A 16311-nucleotide genomic window follows, 5' to 3' on the forward strand; every position below is an offset into this window, starting at 1 on the left:
TTATTAGGAGCAGTTCAATTGAGGCGACTTTGTGCCGATTTGTGGGAGTTTGTGTAGCAACTAAACTAAGATTGGTTGGTTGCAACAGCAGCCAGACGTTTCGCCACGGCATTCACAGCCTTCAGGCGTGCGCCGATCTTTTCCATCCGTGCATAGTAGGTCAATTTGTGGTCTGGCCGCAGCTTGGCTGACGCGCCGGTGCCGGAAATGAATTCCACCAGTCCGGCCGGGTTGGCGAACTGGTCGTTGCGGAAGCTGATGGTCATGCCCTTCGGCCCGGCATCCAGCTTGTCGATGCCTGCGCGCTTGCAAGACCCTTTGATGATCATGATGGCCGCCAGCTGTTTCACGGCCCCGGGCAGCGGCCCGAAACGGTCAATCAGCTCAGCACAGAAGGCGTCTACGTCCTCGCGGGTTTCAAGGTCTGCCAGGCGGCGATAGAGCGCCATGCGCTGGGTCAGATCCGGCACATATTTTTCCGGGATCATAACGGTGGCACCCAGATTTAGCTGTGGCGACCAGTCTGTTTCCTCGAATTCGTCATCGCCTGCGCCCGCGCGTGCCTCCGCCACGGCTTCCTCAAGCATCTTCTGATAGAGTTCCACACCCACTTCCTTGACGTGGCCGGATTGCTCGTCGCCCAATAGGTTGCCGGCGCCACGAATATCCATGTCGTGGCTGGCGATGGTGAAGCCAGCCCCAAGCGTATCCAGCGCCTGCAGCACCTGAAGCCGCTTGTCGGCATTTTCGCTCAGCATCCGGTTCGCTGGCGTGGTCAGGTAAGCATAAGCCCGGGTTTTCGACCGGCCCACCCGGCCGCGAAGCTGGTAAAGCTGCGCCAGGCCAAAGCGGTCCGCCCGGTGCACCACCATGGTATTGGCGTTCGAGATGTCGATGCCGCTTTCAACGATGGTGGTCGACAGCAGCACATCATATCTGCCTTCATAGAAAGCGGTCATGACATCTTCGATGGTCTTGGGCGTCATCTGGCCGTGGCCGATGATGAATTTCACCTCTGGCACATGTTCCTTGAGGAAAGTGGCGGCTTCTTCAAGGTCGGCGATGCGCGGCACGACATAGAAGCTCTGTCCGCCGCGATAGTGCTCGCGCAACAGCGCTTCGCGCACCACGACAGGGTCGAACGGCAGCACGAAGGTGCGCACCGCCAGCCGGTCCACCGGCGGAGTGGCGATGATCGAAAGGTCGCGAATGCCCGACATGGCCATCTGCAGTGTGCGCGGGATCGGGGTGGCTGTCAGCGTCAGCACATGCACGTCTGCTTTCAGCTCCTTCAGCTTTTCCTTGTGGGCAACACCGAAATGCTGCTCCTCGTCCACAATCACCATGCCCAGGTTCTTGAACTCGATGCCTTTGGCCAGCAGCGCATGGGTGCCGATCACAATATCGCACGTGCCCTTGCGCATTTCTTCTTTGGTAGCCTTCTGGTCCTTGGCGGAAACCAGGCGCGACAGCTGGCCGATGCGCACAGGCAGGCCTTTGAAGCGCTCTGTGAAGTTCAGATAGTGCTGGCGCGAGAGCAGCGTGGTGGGCGCAACAATCGCAACCTGAAGCCCGGCCATGGTTGCCAGAAAGGCCGCGCGCAGGGCCACCTCTGTCTTGCCGAAGCCGACGTCGCCACACACCAGCCGGTCCATTGGGCGGCCGGATGACAGGTCCGCCGCCACTTGTTCGATCGCGCGCAGCTGGTCCTCGGTTTCCGTGAAGGGGAAGTGGGCGGCGAATTCGTCATAGAGGCCTTCGGGCGTTGTCACCCGGGTGCCTTCCTTCAGCTCACGCTCAGCGGCCAGTTTAATCAGCTGGCCGGCCATCTCACGGATGCGTGCCTTGGCCTTTGCTTTCCGTGCCTGCCATGCCACGCCGCCGAGTTTGTCCAGCTGGCCGCCGGCGTCCTCGCCGCCAAAGCGCGACAATACTTCAATATTCTCAACGGGCACATAAAGCTTGTCACCGCCCAGGTAGGTCAGCAGCAAGCAGTCGTGCGCCGCGCCCGTAACAGTAACGGTCTCCAGCCCGACGAATTTACCGATGCCGTGGCTGGCATGCACCACAAGGTCACCGGGCGATAGCGCGCTGGCTTCCTTGAGGAAATTATCTGCCTTCTTGCTCCGCCGCGCCTTCCGCACCAGCCGGTCGCCCAAGACATCCTGTTCAGAAATGACAGCCAGGTCTTTGGTCTCGAAACCCCGCTCAAGCGGCAGTACGGTGACGGCAATCAGCGTCTTGTTTTCGCGCCGGATGTCCTCCCAGCTGTCCGCTAACCCCACGGGCATCAGGCCGTGATCTTCCAGAACACCCTTCAGGCGGTCGGCGGCGCCGGCGGAATAGCTAGCGAACACTACGCGCTTCTCTGAGGCGCGTAGCGCCTTCACATGGTCGCGCACAGCATCATAGACATTCAGGTCGCGGTTGTTGCGTTCGGGGCCAAAGTCGCGGCCCTGACGCGCCTCAAAGCTCACCACATTCAGGGCAGGGGGCTCCTCAAACGGCGTCAGGCGGATGGCATTAAGCTCGTCCAGCCGGTCCTGCCATTCGGCTTCGCTGAGATACAGCTGCGCGCTGGGCACGGGCTTGTAAGGAGGCGCAGTGATGCTCTTCTCATTTTTCGCGATGGCCCAGGCCTCCCGGCGGGCCTCGAAATAGTCGTCCACTGCCTTGAAACGCTCGCCTGCCGCGTCATCCACCTGATGGTCGAAGGTAAAGAGCGGCGCGTCCAGATAATCGAACAGGGTCGACATCTTGTCGTGGAAGAAGGACAGCCAGTGTTCGGCGCCCTGATACTTGCGGCCTTCACTGATGGCTTCATACAGCAGGTCGTCGCCTTTGGCCGGGCCGAAGGTGTTCACATAGTTCCGACGGAAGCGCTCAATGCCTTCTTTCGACAGCGAAAATTCGGACGCTGGCTTCAGGTGCAGGCGCGGCGCCTTGCCTATTGTGCGCTGATCCAGCGGGTCGAACCGGCGGATGGTGTCCAGCTCATCGCCAAAGAAATCCAGCCTCAGCGGGCTGTCTTCACCGGGCGGAAAAATATCAATCAGGCCGCCACGTACTGCAAACTCGCCCGGCTCCATGACCTGACCGGACCGGGTGTAGCCATTTGACGCCAGAAAGTCTGTCAGCGCCACGAGGTCAACCTCATCGCCCGGTTCGGCGTGGAAGGTGGCGTCCCGCACGGCTTCTGGCGCGGGTACACGCTGCAGGGCTGCGTTAACGGTGGTCAGCACCAGCAGGGGCTTTGTCTGCTTGCCAGCCGTCAGGCGTGACAGGGTTGCCATACGGCGCGCGACAATATCGCTTTGCGGGCTGACACGGTCATAGGGCAGGCAGTCCCATGCCGGGAACAGCAATAGTTCCATCTCTGGCGCGAAGAATTTCACCGCCGCCGCCATCGCTGCCAGCCGCCCGTCGTCGGACGCCACATAAAGGACCGGCCGCTTGGCATGCCGACCCGCCAGATCAGCGAGCAGCATGGCGTCATAGCCGCCGGGCACGCCCGAGGCAATCAGCGGCATCTCCGCGTCTATCAGCTGGTCCAGTGGCATGGTGCTAAAATGTCCGGTTTACTTGGCCTTGAGGGTCATGAAGTCCAGCTTCTGCAGCCGGTCCATCATTTCGCCCTGGAATTTTTCAGGCACATCGATGCCTTTGGTGACCCAGCCGAGAATCTCGTGGTCCTGCTCTTCGAACAGGATTTCAAACCATTCGCAGTCAGCATTGCTGAAGCTGTCCTTGTTGGCCTCGACAAAGTTGCCGAAAATCAGGTCCAGTTCCTTGATGCCGCGGTGCCAGGCCCGAAACAACAGACGGCGCCTGCGGTCTTCAAGGTTGATGTCCTTGTGCGGGTTGTAGCCTTGGTCGCTCATACTGGTCACCTTCCACTGGAAACTGGAAAAACACATCACCACCTGCAGATTTTGATCTGTCTGTTTGATGGGCGGCACACCATAGGCTAAGGTCCGCTTTGGTTAAAGGGAAACTTTCATGATTTTCGGGGGAAAACCGCCCTATGCGGCCTGAAGCGCTGTTTGATTATTTCGCGGATATCGAGCGCCTGCCGGGCATCGGCAAGCGTAACAAGCAGGCAATTGAGCGCCTCGCGGGTACGCGCACGCGCGACCTTCTCATGCATCTGCCCACGGGGCTGGTGGACCGGCGCTATCGCCCGAAAGTCAGGGATGCCGCGCCTGGCAGCATCGCGACGCTTGAAGTGGTGGTGGATGAACACCTGCCGCCGCACAACAAGCGCGCGCCCTACAAGGTGCGCTGCCATGACGACACAGCCGAGCTGACGCTGGTGTTTTTCCATGCCCGTGCGGACTATCTCAGGAAGCAGCTGCCGGAAGGCGAGACGCGCATTATCAGCGGAAAACTTGAGCATTTCCAAGGGGATGCGCAGATCACCCACCCGGATTATATGGTCTCCCCCGATAGCGCAGACGAGCTTCCGCTTCTTGAAACCGTCTATCCGCTGACGGCCGGGCTGTCGGGCAAGGTGCTCAGGAAGGCCATCCATGCGGCGCTGGAAACCGTGCCGCCGCTACCCGAATGGCAGCTGAAGGATATCGTCACGCGCGAAGGATGGCCTGATTTTCTAAGCGCAATCAAACATTTACATAGCCCTTCCGGACCCGAAACATTAGCTCCGAAAAGCCCGGAGCGGCGGCGGCTGGCGGCGGACGAGCTGCTGGCGACCCAGCTGGCGCTGGCGATTGTGCGCGACCGCACACAGAAGAAACGCGGCAGGGCACTCAAGGGCAATGGGCACATTAGGGGCACACTCATAGGGAATCTTTCCTACAGCCTCACAGGCGATCAGGAAAAGGCACTCCAGGAGATCATCGCGGACCTTGAAAGTGGCCGCGCCATGCTGCGGTTGATGCAGGGCGATGTCGGCAGCGGCAAGACGGTCGTGGCCTTACTCGTGATGGCGGCGGCGGTGGAGGCGGGCGTGCAGGCGGCGCTGCTGGCCCCTACGGAAATTCTGGCGAACCAGCATCTGGAAACCATCGCGCCGCTCGCGGAAAAAGCGGGCCTTCGCGTTGAGAAGCTCACGGGCCGGAACAAGGGCAAGCACCGCAAGGAAATCCTGGCGCGCCTCGCCGCGGGCGAGATTGATATCCTTGTCGGCACCCACGCCATCATTCAGGACGACGTCCAGTTCAGGGACCTCGGCCTTGCGATCATTGATGAGCAGCACAGGTTCGGCGTGCAACAGCGCCTGGCGCTCGCGGGCAAGGCCACGGCCGGCATTGACGTGCTGGGCATGACTGCAACCCCCATTCCGCGCACGCTGACGCTCACGGCATACGGCGACATGGACGTCAGCCGCATTCAGGAAAAGCCACCCGGGCGGCAGCCGGTGGACACCCGCGTGGTGTCGCTGGACCGGCTGGGCGAGGTGGCGCAGGGCATTGGCCGCGCGGTACAGGCAGGCCAGCGCGCCTACTGGGTTTGCCCGCTGGTGGAAGAAAGCGAAAAGCTGGACCTGGCGGCCGCCGAGGACCGCTACCGCGATTTCCAGCATATGCTGGGACCGCGCGTGGGGCTGGTGCACGGCAAGATGAAGGGCGCGGACAAGGACGCGGTGATGGAAAAGTTCCAGACCGGCGAGATCAGCGTGCTGGTGTCCACCACCGTGATCGAAGTGGGCGTGAATGTACCGGAAGCCACGATCATGGTGATCGAACACGCCGAACGCTTCGGCCTGGCGCAACTGCACCAGCTGCGCGGACGCGTGGGGCGCGGCGCGGGCAAGTCCACCTGCATCCTGTTGCGCGGTAACGAGATTGGCGAAGTGGCGCGCGCGCGCCTCAAGACCATGCGCGAAAGCGAGGACGGCTTCCTGATCGCGGAAGAAGACCTGAAGCTTCGGGGCGGCGGCGAAATATTGGGCACACGCCAAAGCGGCCTGCCGGAATTCAAGATGGTTGATTTCCTGGAGCACGCAGACCTGATCGAGCTAGCGCGCGACGACGCCCGGCTGATCGTCAACAAGGACCCAGAGCTGAAGTCAGAGCGCGGGCAGGCGCTGAGGCACCTGCTGTATCTGTTCGAGCGCGACGAGGGTGTGCGCCTGATGCAGTCGGGGTAAATTCAATTGTCATTCGCTGACTTGATCAGCGAATCCCTGCATGGATGTGGACTCGCCGGTCGAGCCGGCGAGTGACGATGGTGTATGTTGCACTGTGCCCATTTGACTATCCCCCATCCACGCTATTTTACCCTTTAAACAAGGTATTAAGGGACATATCCGTATGGCGTGGGAAAAAGAGTTAGCCGAGAAGAAGAAGCGCGAGGCGCTGGCCGAAAAGATGGGCGGCGAGGACAAGCTGGCGCGCCAACATGCGCGGGGCAAGCTGGACGTGCGCGCCCGCCTTGCAAAAATGGCCGACCCCGGCTCCTTCCGCGAGATCGGCAAGCTGGCGGGCAAGGCCAGCTATGACCAGAATGGCGACCTGGTGGACGCGTCGCCATCGAACTTCCTGTTCGGTCGGGCAGACGTGGACCGCCGCCCTGTGGTGCTGACCGGCGATGATTTCACCGTGCGGGGCGGGGCCGCAGACGCTGCCATCTGGCGCAAGGCGGTGCTGGCGGAACAGATGGCGCACGAATACAAGCTGCCGCTCATCAGGTTGATCGACGGCACGGGCGGTGGTGGCAGCGTCAAGATGCTGGAGGACATGGGCCTGACGTATGTCCCTTACCTGCCGGGGTGGGACCATGTTGTGAAAAACCTTGAGACGGTGCCCGTTGTGGCGCTGGCGCTTGGCTCTGTGGCGGGGCTTGGCGCCGCACGCGTGGTGGCGTCCCACTATAGCGTTATGGTCAAGGGCATGAGCCACATGTTCACCGCCGGGCCCGCCGTGGTGGCGGCGATTGGCGAAAATCTTGATAAGGAAGCGCTGGGCGGCGCGGACATTCATGCGCGCAACGGCGCGGTGGATGAGCTGGTGGAGAGCGAAGAGGCCGCGTTCGAGGCCGCGAAACGGTTCCTGAGCTACCTGCCATCCGCAGCGGGGCTGCCAGCACCAAGGGGCGATACCAGCGATGGCGTGGAACGCCGCGACGAAAAGCTGCTGGACGCCGTGCCGGAAGACCGCCGCAAGGCCTATAGCATGCGCAAAATCCTCGACAGCGTCATGGACCGGGGCAGCGTGTTTGAGATTGGCAGGCGCTGGGGCCAGTCGGCCATCACGGCGCTGGCGCGGCTTGATGGCTGGCCCGTCGCAGTGATTGCCTCAGACCCTAGCTTCATGGGCGGCAGTTGGACCGCCGACGCGGCCCGCAAGATCGAACGGTTCGTAAAGCTCGCCAACACTTTCCGCCTGCCGGTGGTTCACTTCGTTGATAACCCGGGTTTCATGATCGGGCTTGACGCCGAGAAGGCCGCCACCATCCGTTATGGGGTTGAGGCACTCAATGGCATTTACCGTTCAACCGTGCCGTGGGCCAGCGTGATTGTCAGGAAGGCGTACGGCGTGGCGGGCGCGGCCATGAGCGACCATACCAAATTCCAGTACCGCTTCGCCTGGCCGTCAGGCGACTGGGGCAGCCTGCCGCTCGAGGGCGGGATCGAGGTGGCCTATAAGGCGGAACTGGAGAAGGCCGAAGACCCACAGGCCGCACTGGCGGAGATCAAAGCACGGCTTGATAAGGTGCGCAGCCCCTTCCGCACCGCCGAAGCCTTCATGGTCGAAGACGTCATCGACCCCCGCGAAACAAGGCCGCTCCTGTGCGAATTCGCAAACCTCGCCCAAGGCAAGATGGCTTTGGAATAACCCGCAGCTCTTGCAATGAAGGCATGTTTAGGGCATGACCGGCAACCTTGTTGCTGCCGGGAAGAAAACCATGACCACGCTTACCATCCGTCCAGTCGAGGACGCTGACCTGCCGTTTATCCGGTCCCTGTCGCCGACGCTGGCGGCGAAGGCAGGGCTGAGCTGGCATTCGGATGCGGTGGTGCAGAAATTCCAGGACGACTATATCGACGCCATGATGGCGGCAACGGACGTGCGGAACGCCACCTATGTTGCCGTTCGCGGCGATGAGCCGCTTGGCTTTGTACATGTGCGTGAACGCGAGGATGAAGTCTCTGGCGAAATGGTCGCCACCGTACCGCTACTTGCGGTGAAGGATGGTGCGCAGGGTCTTGGTGTGGGGCAGGCGCTGATGGCCGCGGCGGAAGACTGGACCCGCGCGAACGGTTTTCGCCTGTTGCATCTCGAGGTGTTCTGGAACAATGCACAAGGCCGCCATTTTTATGAAAAGCAGGGCTATCTGACGGAGACGATTAACCTGATCAAGCCGTTGGGGTAGGGCGAAACAAGGCCGCTCCTGTGCGAATTCGCCAATCTCGCCCAAGGCAAGTTGGCGGTGGAGGGGTAGATTAGGTATTAGCGTTGAGCCACCGTTGGGCCTCAGAGAGGATTTCCTGTTTGATGACTTCAGGAGGCCCAGGATCATAGGGGACTGGATGTTGCAGCGCTGCACGGGCGTGGCACATTTCATGTTCCAGATAGACAAACTCTCTCATGCCTAATTCCTCGCTGAAGTTGGAAGCTGGGCCTTTTTGTGGGCTGCCCAGCGAGAAATGGTGGCAAAGAAATTGGCAACCTACTTCTGGGTCAACTTCTTGATCTGCGATTTGTTGAATGATAACGCGGGCAGCCGTGAATGCGGCGTCATGCGGCGAGAACTCTTGAACCTGTAATTCTTTGACCGCCTGCTTAAAAAGCTCGTGGGCTTGGGCAGGCAAGGTTTCGGGCGTGTCGTCTAATGCATCAAGGCCTTGCGAGTAATGACCATTGATGAGCATGTGGTTTGCCCATGCAATTAACTCGCTATTGTTTAGGATGCCCACCGCTTCCAGTGCTGCGGCTTCCCCAATGGTGGATATCTTGAGCTGAAAGCCTTGTCTCTGAATTAGAAAAGGGGGCATTACCCAATCGCTTTCTCATACACGCGGTAGGTCTTGTAAATCTCGCAGCCGATCTCTTCGAGAATGCTGATCATCCCTTCGTTGTCCTCAAGAATCCAGCCAAGTTCGCCGAAATAGGCGCCGCGGTCCATCACGTTCTTTTGCGATACCTGGATCATCCACATGGCCATGGCGGCCCCGAGGGGGCCTTTCTGGAATTTCTTCCTGACACCCATCAGCGGCACGCGGCAGCGGTCTTCCTTGCCGTTCATCATGCGCCAGGCCACCTTGGCCCAGCCGAACGGCAGCAGCTTGCCGTCAAGGTCACGGATCTTGTGGTTCACGTCCGGGATGGTCAGCATGAAGGCGACGGGCTCGCCGTCATATTCGCAGATCATGGTGCGGTAAGGCTTCACCACCGGCTTCAGCGCCTTGGCGCCATGCTCCACCTCATGCTTGGTGAAGGGCACATAGCCCCAGTTTTCGGACCATGCCTCGTTATAGATATCCAGAACTGTGGCGACCTCTTCGTCGAAACGCTTCATGTCGACCTCGCGCATGGTGGTACGCTTGTTCTTTTCCGCCATCTTGACGATACGTTTGGCGCGCTCAGGCACCGGCATGTTCAGGTCCAGCCGGAAGGCATGCATGTCTTTGGCCTTGTCGAAGCCCTGGCCCTTCAGCCAGCCGTCATATTCGGGTCGGCCGTGGGGCATCATGAAGACAGGCGGCGTGTCGAAGCCCTTGATCAGCGTGCCAACCTCTTCAGCGGTATTGAGGGACCACGGCCCCTGCATGCGTTTCATGCCGCGGGCCTTGAGCCAACCTTCGGCGGTGCTCAACAGCTTGTCGGCCACGTCCTTCGTCGTGGCTTCAAAAAAGCCGAAGTGCCCCAGGTTCGGGCCCCATTTTTCCTGCGCCAGTTCATCGATCTGGGCGGTGATACGGCCGACGGGCTTTCCGCCTTCGTACGCTACCCAGTGGGCGACTTCGGCATGCTCATAATAGGGGTTCTTGTCGCGGCGGATGGCGTCCATCCGCTCCATCATCAGGGGCTGGATCCAGTTGGGGTCATTCGCATACACCTGCCGGGTGGCGTTGACGAAGTCCTTCAGGCCCTTCACATCAGTGATTTCTTTGATGATGATGTCGCTCACGCGCTGCTCCCCGGGTAAATTCTTTGTTTAGTGACTTAAGGCAGCAAGGCCGTCAAAGCAAGCGGGTGCCGTTCGGCACGGGCTTCGAGGGCGTTATCAGCACGGTGCGGCCACTGTCTTCCATGGTTGCCAGCGTCAGCACCTCTGACTTCACGCCCGCGACGCGCTTTGATGGGAAGTTGGTGACAGCCAGCACCTGCATGCCCACAAGGTCTTCCTTGGTGTGTTCTTCGGTGATCTGGGCGGACGTTGTCTTGACGCCGAAGTCCGGGCCGAAGTCTACCTCCAGCACATAGGCGGGGTTGCGCGCCTTTTCATTATCGCGCGCGCTCAGGATCGTGCCGGCGCGGATATCTACCTTGAGGAAGTCGTCAAATGAGATTTCGTCAGCCATGTCAGGGTGCCAGTTTCTTCAGGGGTTTCAGTTTGCCGATGCGGCCCAGTGCGTTGGCGTCCTCGTGATTGAGGCCATAGCGCACCAATATCATCACGGAGATCAGCAGCCCGGCGACGGCGCCGAGGATGCCCACCGGCACCGGCCAGTGATTGCTGGCGGGAATGAGCGACAGCATGATGCCGCTGGTGACAAGCGAGACGATCAGCGGGCGGAGGGCGTGGCGGTCATAGGGCCACAGCCGGAAAATGAAAAAGGTTTCAATCAGCCCCGCGATGGCCGTGACATTGAGGCCGGCGGCCGCCGCAACGGCAGCGCCCGTGACACCATAAAGCGGGATCAGCCAGTTGCCCAGAAGCAGCAGGGTAATAAGCCCCAGCACGCCATTGATGGCCGGCAGCGACCGGTGTCCCAGCATTTCAATGATGGCGCTCGAAGGGCCGGTCGCGGCCTCAAGCACGCGGCCCGCGCACAGGATGGACATGGCCGCCGCCGCCGTCTGGAACTGGGGCTGCATGGTGGCCAGGATATCGTTGCGCGCCAGCACGAGCGCCGCGCCGAACGGCAGCGCCAGCGTGACAGACAGGCGGGTGGCATAGGCGAACATGTCCTGCAGCGCCACATGGTCGCCGTGGCCGTCCTTTTCCGCAGCCAGCGGCGCCATGACATACTCAAATGTCATGCGCACAGCCTGCAGGGCGCTGGCGATCTTGCGGGCAACAGCATAATAGCCGCCTGCCGCCGCACCTGCCGCACCGGGTAGCAGATAGTTCAGGAACATCACCGGGAATTCGCTGAACAGTTTCTTGATCAGGTTCGCAGGCATGACGGTGAAGCCATATTGGCGCATGGCCCTGGGCATCGGGCCTGTCATCGGGGCGCGCAGAACCTTGCCGAAATCATAGTGTTTGGCGACAAGGCGAAGGGCGAGGGCCGCTGAAAGCACCACGCTGACAAGGTGGGCAATGAAAAGCCCGTAGGTCATATAGTCCATCGCCGCAAAGCCGATGGCGGCCACCAGGCGCAGGCCCTGTTCGTAGAACACGCGGACGCGGATTTCCGGGCCGAATTTCCGGCGGGCGCGGATGGCGGCGGTGCCCACTTCAACCATGGTCCAGAACGGCAGCACCCAGACATAGATGCGGATCACACTGATCAGGTGGTCGGCATCATCTTCGGCGGCGCTGATGACGCCTGCCAGGTTTGGCGCGAAATAGCAGGTCAGGCCAGCAATGGTGATGGCGATCAGGAAACTGAATTTTATGGCGTATCCGACGGCCAGTTCCGGATCATTGCCATTGGCTTTGGGGACAAAGCGCTGCAGCGCTGTGGTCATGGCGGCGTCCGAAACGGCGGTAGAAACCTTCACATAGGACCACAAGACCGCAAACAGGCCAAAGGTCGCCGCACCATAGTACCAGGTGAAGGCGATAACGGAGATGGCTTCAATCAGCGCACCCATGCGGCCAAGGAAGGCAAAGCCCGCACCGCCAGCGACCCGCGCGCGGTGCTCGTTTCGCTCAGGACGTTCCGGCCGCTCTGGCTTTTCCGGGCGGGAAGGGGGCTTGGTCTTGTCCATGTCACTCACCGGCTATGGGCTTTTCTTGGAGTACCTTGCGTTTCTTGGGTAAGCTTCCTTCTTCCGAATTGAAAATTACGGCATAGCCGACCACCAGGAACAGGAAGAAGGGCGCCCAGGCGGCAAGGAATGGCGGCGCCACGCCAAATTCGCCCATGGCCAGCATGAAATTGTCAGCGACAAAGAAGCTGAAACCAAGCGCCATGCCGAAGACGACCCGCAGCACCAGATTGCCCGCCCGGTGCACACCGAAGGCCGCCACAGCCGCCAGAAGCGGCATCAGAAGGGATGAGGCCGGGCCCGCCACCTTCTGCAGGAAGCTGGCCATCAGCCGGTCTGTGGGCAGGCCGTCTTTCTTCAGTTCCTGCATCGATTGCCAAAGCTTGGGGAAGGACACATGGTCAGGCTTCACCGTCAGCGCCTGGAAGCGTTCAGGCCGGGTCTCCAGCTCCCAGGGCTGGCTGGGCTGGATGGTCATCTCGTGGGTGCCTGCATCGAAACGGCGCACCTCGTGAAGGGTCCAACGACCATCCTGGTACCAGGCGAAGTCGGCGTGGACCATGGCCTGAAGCTTGCCGCGCTCATCGCGTTCAAACAGGGACACCTTATCCAGTACCACCTTGTTGCGGATCTGGCTGACAGCTTCCACCAGGACGATGGTCTTGTTTTCCTTGATCCACACACGACCAGTTGGGCCGGCGCTCGGCGGCAGGTCGACCGCATAGTCATTGTCCTGCCAATACTCGAGGTCGGCGTTCGCATTCACCACGACGGTTTCATTGAACAGGAAATGGCTGGCAGCGATGATGAAGGAGGCGATCCCGAGCGGCAGCAGGATACGGTGCGCCGAAAGCCCGCTGGCTTTCATCACCACCACTTCTGAATGCTGGTTGAGGGTCGCGAGTGTCAACAGTGTGGCGAGAAGGGCGGTGAAGGGGACGAACTGGCTGATCAGTTGCGGGGCCCGCATGCTGATATAGGACGCCAGCGAGACCCAGTTGGCACCTTCGGCTGCCATGATGTCATCGGCGGTGGCCAGCAGGTCCAGCATCTGCAACACGGCCGTAAGGCCAATCAGGATGCCGAAGAAGCGGCCAAGGTGCATCTTCACCATATAGCGCGCCAGCGTGCGCGAGGGCACAAACAGGCGGCGGAGTGTACGGGAGGTAAACATCAGTCGCTAACCCCCATGACTTTCTTCGACAGGCGCTTGATCGGCCCGCTGATGAAGGCCCAGCTCTTGTCGATCCAGGCGAGCGGTTCACCGCCGACCTTGTGGGCCGCGATGTGGAACAGGGTGAAGCTGAGAAGACCGAAAGCCACGAACAGCAACCATATCGTGCCGTATGGTGAGGCGCCGCTTTGGACAGCGGTCTCCATGGCTTCCATAAATTCGTTATAGAGAATGAGGAGCGTCAGCCCCACGACGATACCGGTGCCCTTACCCGTCCGTTTGTTGGTCAGCCCCAGCGGTATCGCCAGGAATGGCAGGATCAGGAAGGTGATGGAATGCATTACGCGCCAGTGGAAATTACCATTGAAGGCTGCGCGTTCCTTGGCGTCCAGAACCGGATTGTCCTTCTCCACCCAGAGTTCAGGCAGGGTCATCTCCAGCTCTTCGCCGCCGCGTTCACGGAAGGCCTCCTTGGCGGGCAGTTTCACCGTCAGGTCCTGTTGGTCAAATTTGAGGACACGGGGCTTGTTCTGGCCTTCATTAAGGTCAATCAGCACGCCATTGAAAAGCCGTAGCAGGATGGTGTTTTCATCGTCAGTGGCGAAGAAGCCACCACGTTCCGCGCTGACGGCCAGGCTGCGCCCGTCGCTGCGGCGTTCCATGAAGATGCCCAGAAGTTCGGCGCCCTGATCGCGGGACTCTTCAATCATCAGGGTGATGTTGTCGCCGATATCGACAAATTCGCCGACCCGGATGCTGGCGCCCAGCGCCCCGCTCCTGAGATCGAAGACGAGACTGCGGTAGGCGTAGCGGCCATAGGGCTGCACCCAACCAACCAGGATGGTGTTTACCAACACGAGCACCAGCGATAGCGCCAGCACAGGCCGCACCAGGCGGTTCAGGCCGATACCCGACGACGTGATCGCGTCATATTCACTGGAAAGTGAAATTTTCCGGAAGGCAAGCAGGGTCCCCAGCATCAGGCCGATCGGCAGCGCCAGGCCCATATAATGCGGCACCTGGTTGGCCAGCATCTGGAACACCACTTCCACCGGGCCACCCTGGTTCACGACAAAGTCAAAAAGCCGTAGCATCCGTTCAAGAATCAGCAACAATGCTGCGATGCCAAGGGTCGTGAATAACGGTCCCAATATCTGCGTGAGAATATATCGGTCGATGCGAGTAAACATGCTTTGGCGCTACACCCCTATGAGCCTTGTTGCAAGAGCCTTTTCTCCTTTGAGCGGGGAAAGAAGGCAAAAGCTTGTTGAGTTATACCCAATTTGTCGTCATATGGGACATATTTTCGCCACCATCGACCGCCATTTGCAAACTAAGGCGGGGGCACCTGGAGAAGTTTATGTTGATAAAATCGACGAGTGTTTTGAGTAAGGTGGCGGTTGTGGGCCTGATGATGGGCTTTTGGGGAGTATCAGCCCATGCCGATGTCGACGATGATGCGGTGCTGGTAGACCATGATATGGGCCTGTGTGCAGCCCCGGAGGGCGGTAAGTCTTTCGTGCGGGTATCGGTCGAGGGCCTGAAGGACCTCGAAGGCAACATCCGCGTGCAGGTTTATGGCCCCACTGAGGAAGACTTCCTTGAGAAGGGCAAGAAGCTGGTGCGGATTGACGTGAAAACGGAATCTGACGGCCAGGAGATCTGCGTGCCGATGCCAGGCCTGGGCGATTTTACCCTGGTGGTGATGCACGACCGGAATGCCAACGGCAAGGCGGACTTCTTCACGGAAGGGTTCGGATTTTCCAATAACCCCAAGCTGGGCCTTGGCAAGCCGGATGTCGAAGACGTGGTCTTCACCGCGACAGAAGGCGTTACGGATATGCCGGTGAACCTGAAATATATTTTCGGTGCCGACGAGGAACAGAAAAAGAAGCGTCGCCAACTGCGTCGGCGCTAGGTTCTAGTGCGGCGTTAGGCCGCAACAATCCTCATGGCATTTGCGCCTACAGCATTTGCGTCTTGAGCCTTTTCAAGGTATGAAGGCGGCGAATGATTGATGAAAGCGTCCGAACCCTAGCGTTTAGACGGTTTGTGTTACAAGAGTTTGACACCATGCAATTGGAAAAAAGCAGTATCCAGTCAGGCGCGACTGTGCCTCTGATCGCCATTATTTCCAATCCGCTCAGCACCACAAACGCTGCGCGGATCGAGGCTATTCGCCGGGTTGTGGACGACAGCGCGAACGTGGTGCATTTCGAGCTCAATGGCATTGAAAGCATTGATGAGGCCCTGGCCCTGTTTGCGCGTGCCAATCCTGCGATGCTGATTGTAAATGGTGGCGACGGCACGATTGGTGCTGTGTTGGCCTCAATCCTGGACCGTAGCCCGTTTGACGTGATTCCGCCGATTGCCTTCCTGCCCGGCGGCAAGACCAACATGACGGCGGCGGATCTCGGCTTCAAGGGACGCCCTGAAAAGGTACTCAAGCGCCTGATTCAGATCGCGAAAGAAGGCGGCATCGCTGACCGGCTTGTCAGCATGAACCTGATCGAACTTGATCTGGGCGACGGCAAGCCGCCGCGCGTCGGTACCTTCTTTGGCACAGCCGGGATTGTGAAGGGTATTCACTGGTGCCGTGATCACGCCTATAATACGGGTATGCCCAACGGGGTCGCCCATGTGGGGGCGATCTCCAAATTGCTGGCATCGGCCTTCGGCCTGAGCCGGGACAAACGCCTGATGGTATCTGATCCGATGACGGTAACCATCAAGGGTGGTGGTCGTTTCCATGGCGAATTCGCGGCTGTCATGGCCACGACGCTGGACCGCTTGCTTCTCGGGCTTCGGCCATATGGCAAGGAAGGCCGGGGTGGCCTGAAGTTTTCGGCGGTCGAAGCTGGCGGCGGCAATGTGTTCCGCGCCATGAAAGGCCTGATCACGGGTGGCTTCGGCAAAAAGACAATTAACGGCGTCCATACCCGCCGGGCTGATGAAATTCGCGTCGATGGTATTGAACCTGTAACACTTGATGGCGAAATATATTATCCAGTGCCGGGAAAAGAAATTATACTGCGTGGCAATAGGGCATTAACATTTGTGTCGCTAAAATAG

The 16311-nt window shown here is 59.8% G+C and carries 13 protein-coding genes; 5 read left to right on the top strand and 8 right to left on the bottom strand.

Features of this window, described 5'->3' with window-relative positions; translation table 11 throughout:
• Positions 1 to 65: 65 nt before the first annotated feature.
• Both mfd and KORLAC_RS08495 read right to left on the bottom strand, forming a co-directional pair.
• Positions 66 to 3560 carry a transcription-repair coupling factor gene (gene mfd / locus KORLAC_RS08490; RefSeq protein WP_068305435.1) on the bottom strand — a complete coding sequence of 1165 codons (3495 nt, stop codon included), beginning with the start codon at positions 3558 to 3560 and terminating at the stop codon, positions 66 to 68.
• Positions 3561 to 3578: 18 nt separating this feature from the next.
• Positions 3579 to 3881, bottom strand: coding sequence for an FAD assembly factor SdhE (locus KORLAC_RS08495; RefSeq protein WP_068307084.1), 303 nt, complete (start codon positions 3879 to 3881; stop codon positions 3579 to 3581).
• 143 nt (positions 3882 to 4024) lie between these two features.
• Here KORLAC_RS08495 and recG point away from each other — a divergent pair, with 143 nt between their 5' ends.
• From recG to KORLAC_RS08510, 3 genes are all read left to right on the top strand, one after another.
• Positions 4025 to 6109 carry an ATP-dependent DNA helicase RecG gene (recG, locus tag KORLAC_RS08500; protein ID WP_068305439.1) on the top strand — a complete coding sequence of 695 codons (2085 nt, stop codon included), beginning with the start codon at positions 4025 to 4027 and terminating at the stop codon, positions 6107 to 6109.
• A gap of 163 nt (positions 6110 to 6272) precedes the next feature.
• Positions 6273 to 7796, top strand: coding sequence for an acyl-CoA carboxylase subunit beta (locus KORLAC_RS08505; protein WP_068305440.1), 1524 nt, complete (start codon positions 6273 to 6275; stop codon positions 7794 to 7796).
• A 70-nt stretch (positions 7797 to 7866) separates the two neighbouring features.
• On the top strand, positions 7867 to 8334 hold the full coding sequence (locus tag KORLAC_RS08510; RefSeq protein ID WP_068307085.1) for a GNAT family N-acetyltransferase: 468 nt from the start codon (positions 7867 to 7869) through the stop codon (positions 8332 to 8334).
• A gap of 70 nt (positions 8335 to 8404) precedes the next feature.
• Here KORLAC_RS08510 and KORLAC_RS08515 read toward each other — a convergent pair whose 3' ends face one another.
• Genes KORLAC_RS08515 through lptF form a run of 6 tightly spaced genes read right to left on the bottom strand, consistent with a single transcriptional unit; the run spans position 8405 to position 14429 of the window.
• Positions 8405 to 8956: a hypothetical protein gene (locus KORLAC_RS08515; protein ID WP_068305442.1), complete on the bottom strand. Its 552-nt coding sequence runs from the start codon at positions 8954 to 8956 to the stop codon at positions 8405 to 8407.
• The gene (locus KORLAC_RS08520) at positions 8956 to 10092 is read right to left on the bottom strand and encodes a hypothetical protein (protein WP_068305444.1); all 1137 of its coding nucleotides are present in this window, start codon (positions 10090 to 10092) and stop codon (positions 8956 to 8958) included. The genes KORLAC_RS08515 and KORLAC_RS08520 overlap by 1 nt, the downstream gene beginning before the upstream one ends.
• 52 nt (positions 10093 to 10144) lie before the next feature.
• Positions 10145 to 10486 carry a tRNA-binding protein gene (locus KORLAC_RS08525; RefSeq protein ID WP_068305445.1) on the bottom strand — a complete coding sequence of 114 codons (342 nt, stop codon included), beginning with the start codon at positions 10484 to 10486 and terminating at the stop codon, positions 10145 to 10147.
• Between the two features lies 1 nt (position 10487).
• Positions 10488 to 12065, bottom strand: coding sequence for a lipopolysaccharide biosynthesis protein (locus KORLAC_RS08530; protein ID WP_068305447.1), 1578 nt, complete (start codon positions 12063 to 12065; stop codon positions 10488 to 10490).
• A 1-nt stretch (position 12066) separates the two neighbouring features.
• A complete protein-coding gene (lptG, locus tag KORLAC_RS08535) occupies positions 12067 to 13239 on the bottom strand; it encodes an LPS export ABC transporter permease LptG (protein WP_068305449.1) in 1173 nt (390 codons plus the stop codon).
• Positions 13239 to 14429 (bottom strand): LPS export ABC transporter permease LptF, encoded by a 1191-nt coding sequence (gene lptF / locus KORLAC_RS08540; RefSeq protein ID WP_068305451.1) that lies wholly within the window; start codon positions 14427 to 14429, stop codon positions 13239 to 13241. Before lptF ends, lptG begins: the two co-directional genes overlap by 1 nt.
• Before the next feature lie 170 nt (positions 14430 to 14599).
• On the opposite strand from lptF, the gene KORLAC_RS08545 reads away from it, so the two are divergent.
• Both KORLAC_RS08545 and KORLAC_RS08550 read left to right on the top strand, forming a co-directional pair.
• Complete coding sequence (locus tag KORLAC_RS08545; protein WP_068305453.1) at positions 14600 to 15157, top strand: DUF2141 domain-containing protein; 558 nt, start codon at positions 14600 to 14602, stop codon at positions 15155 to 15157.
• 155 nt (positions 15158 to 15312) lie between these two features.
• The gene (locus tag KORLAC_RS08550; RefSeq protein ID WP_068305455.1) at positions 15313 to 16311 is read left to right on the top strand and encodes a diacylglycerol/lipid kinase family protein; all 999 of its coding nucleotides are present in this window, start codon (positions 15313 to 15315) and stop codon (positions 16309 to 16311) included.

Source organism: Kordiimonas lacus, assembly GCF_001550055.1.
Taxonomy (GTDB): Bacteria; Pseudomonadota; Alphaproteobacteria; order Sphingomonadales; family Kordiimonadaceae; genus Kordiimonas; species Kordiimonas lacus.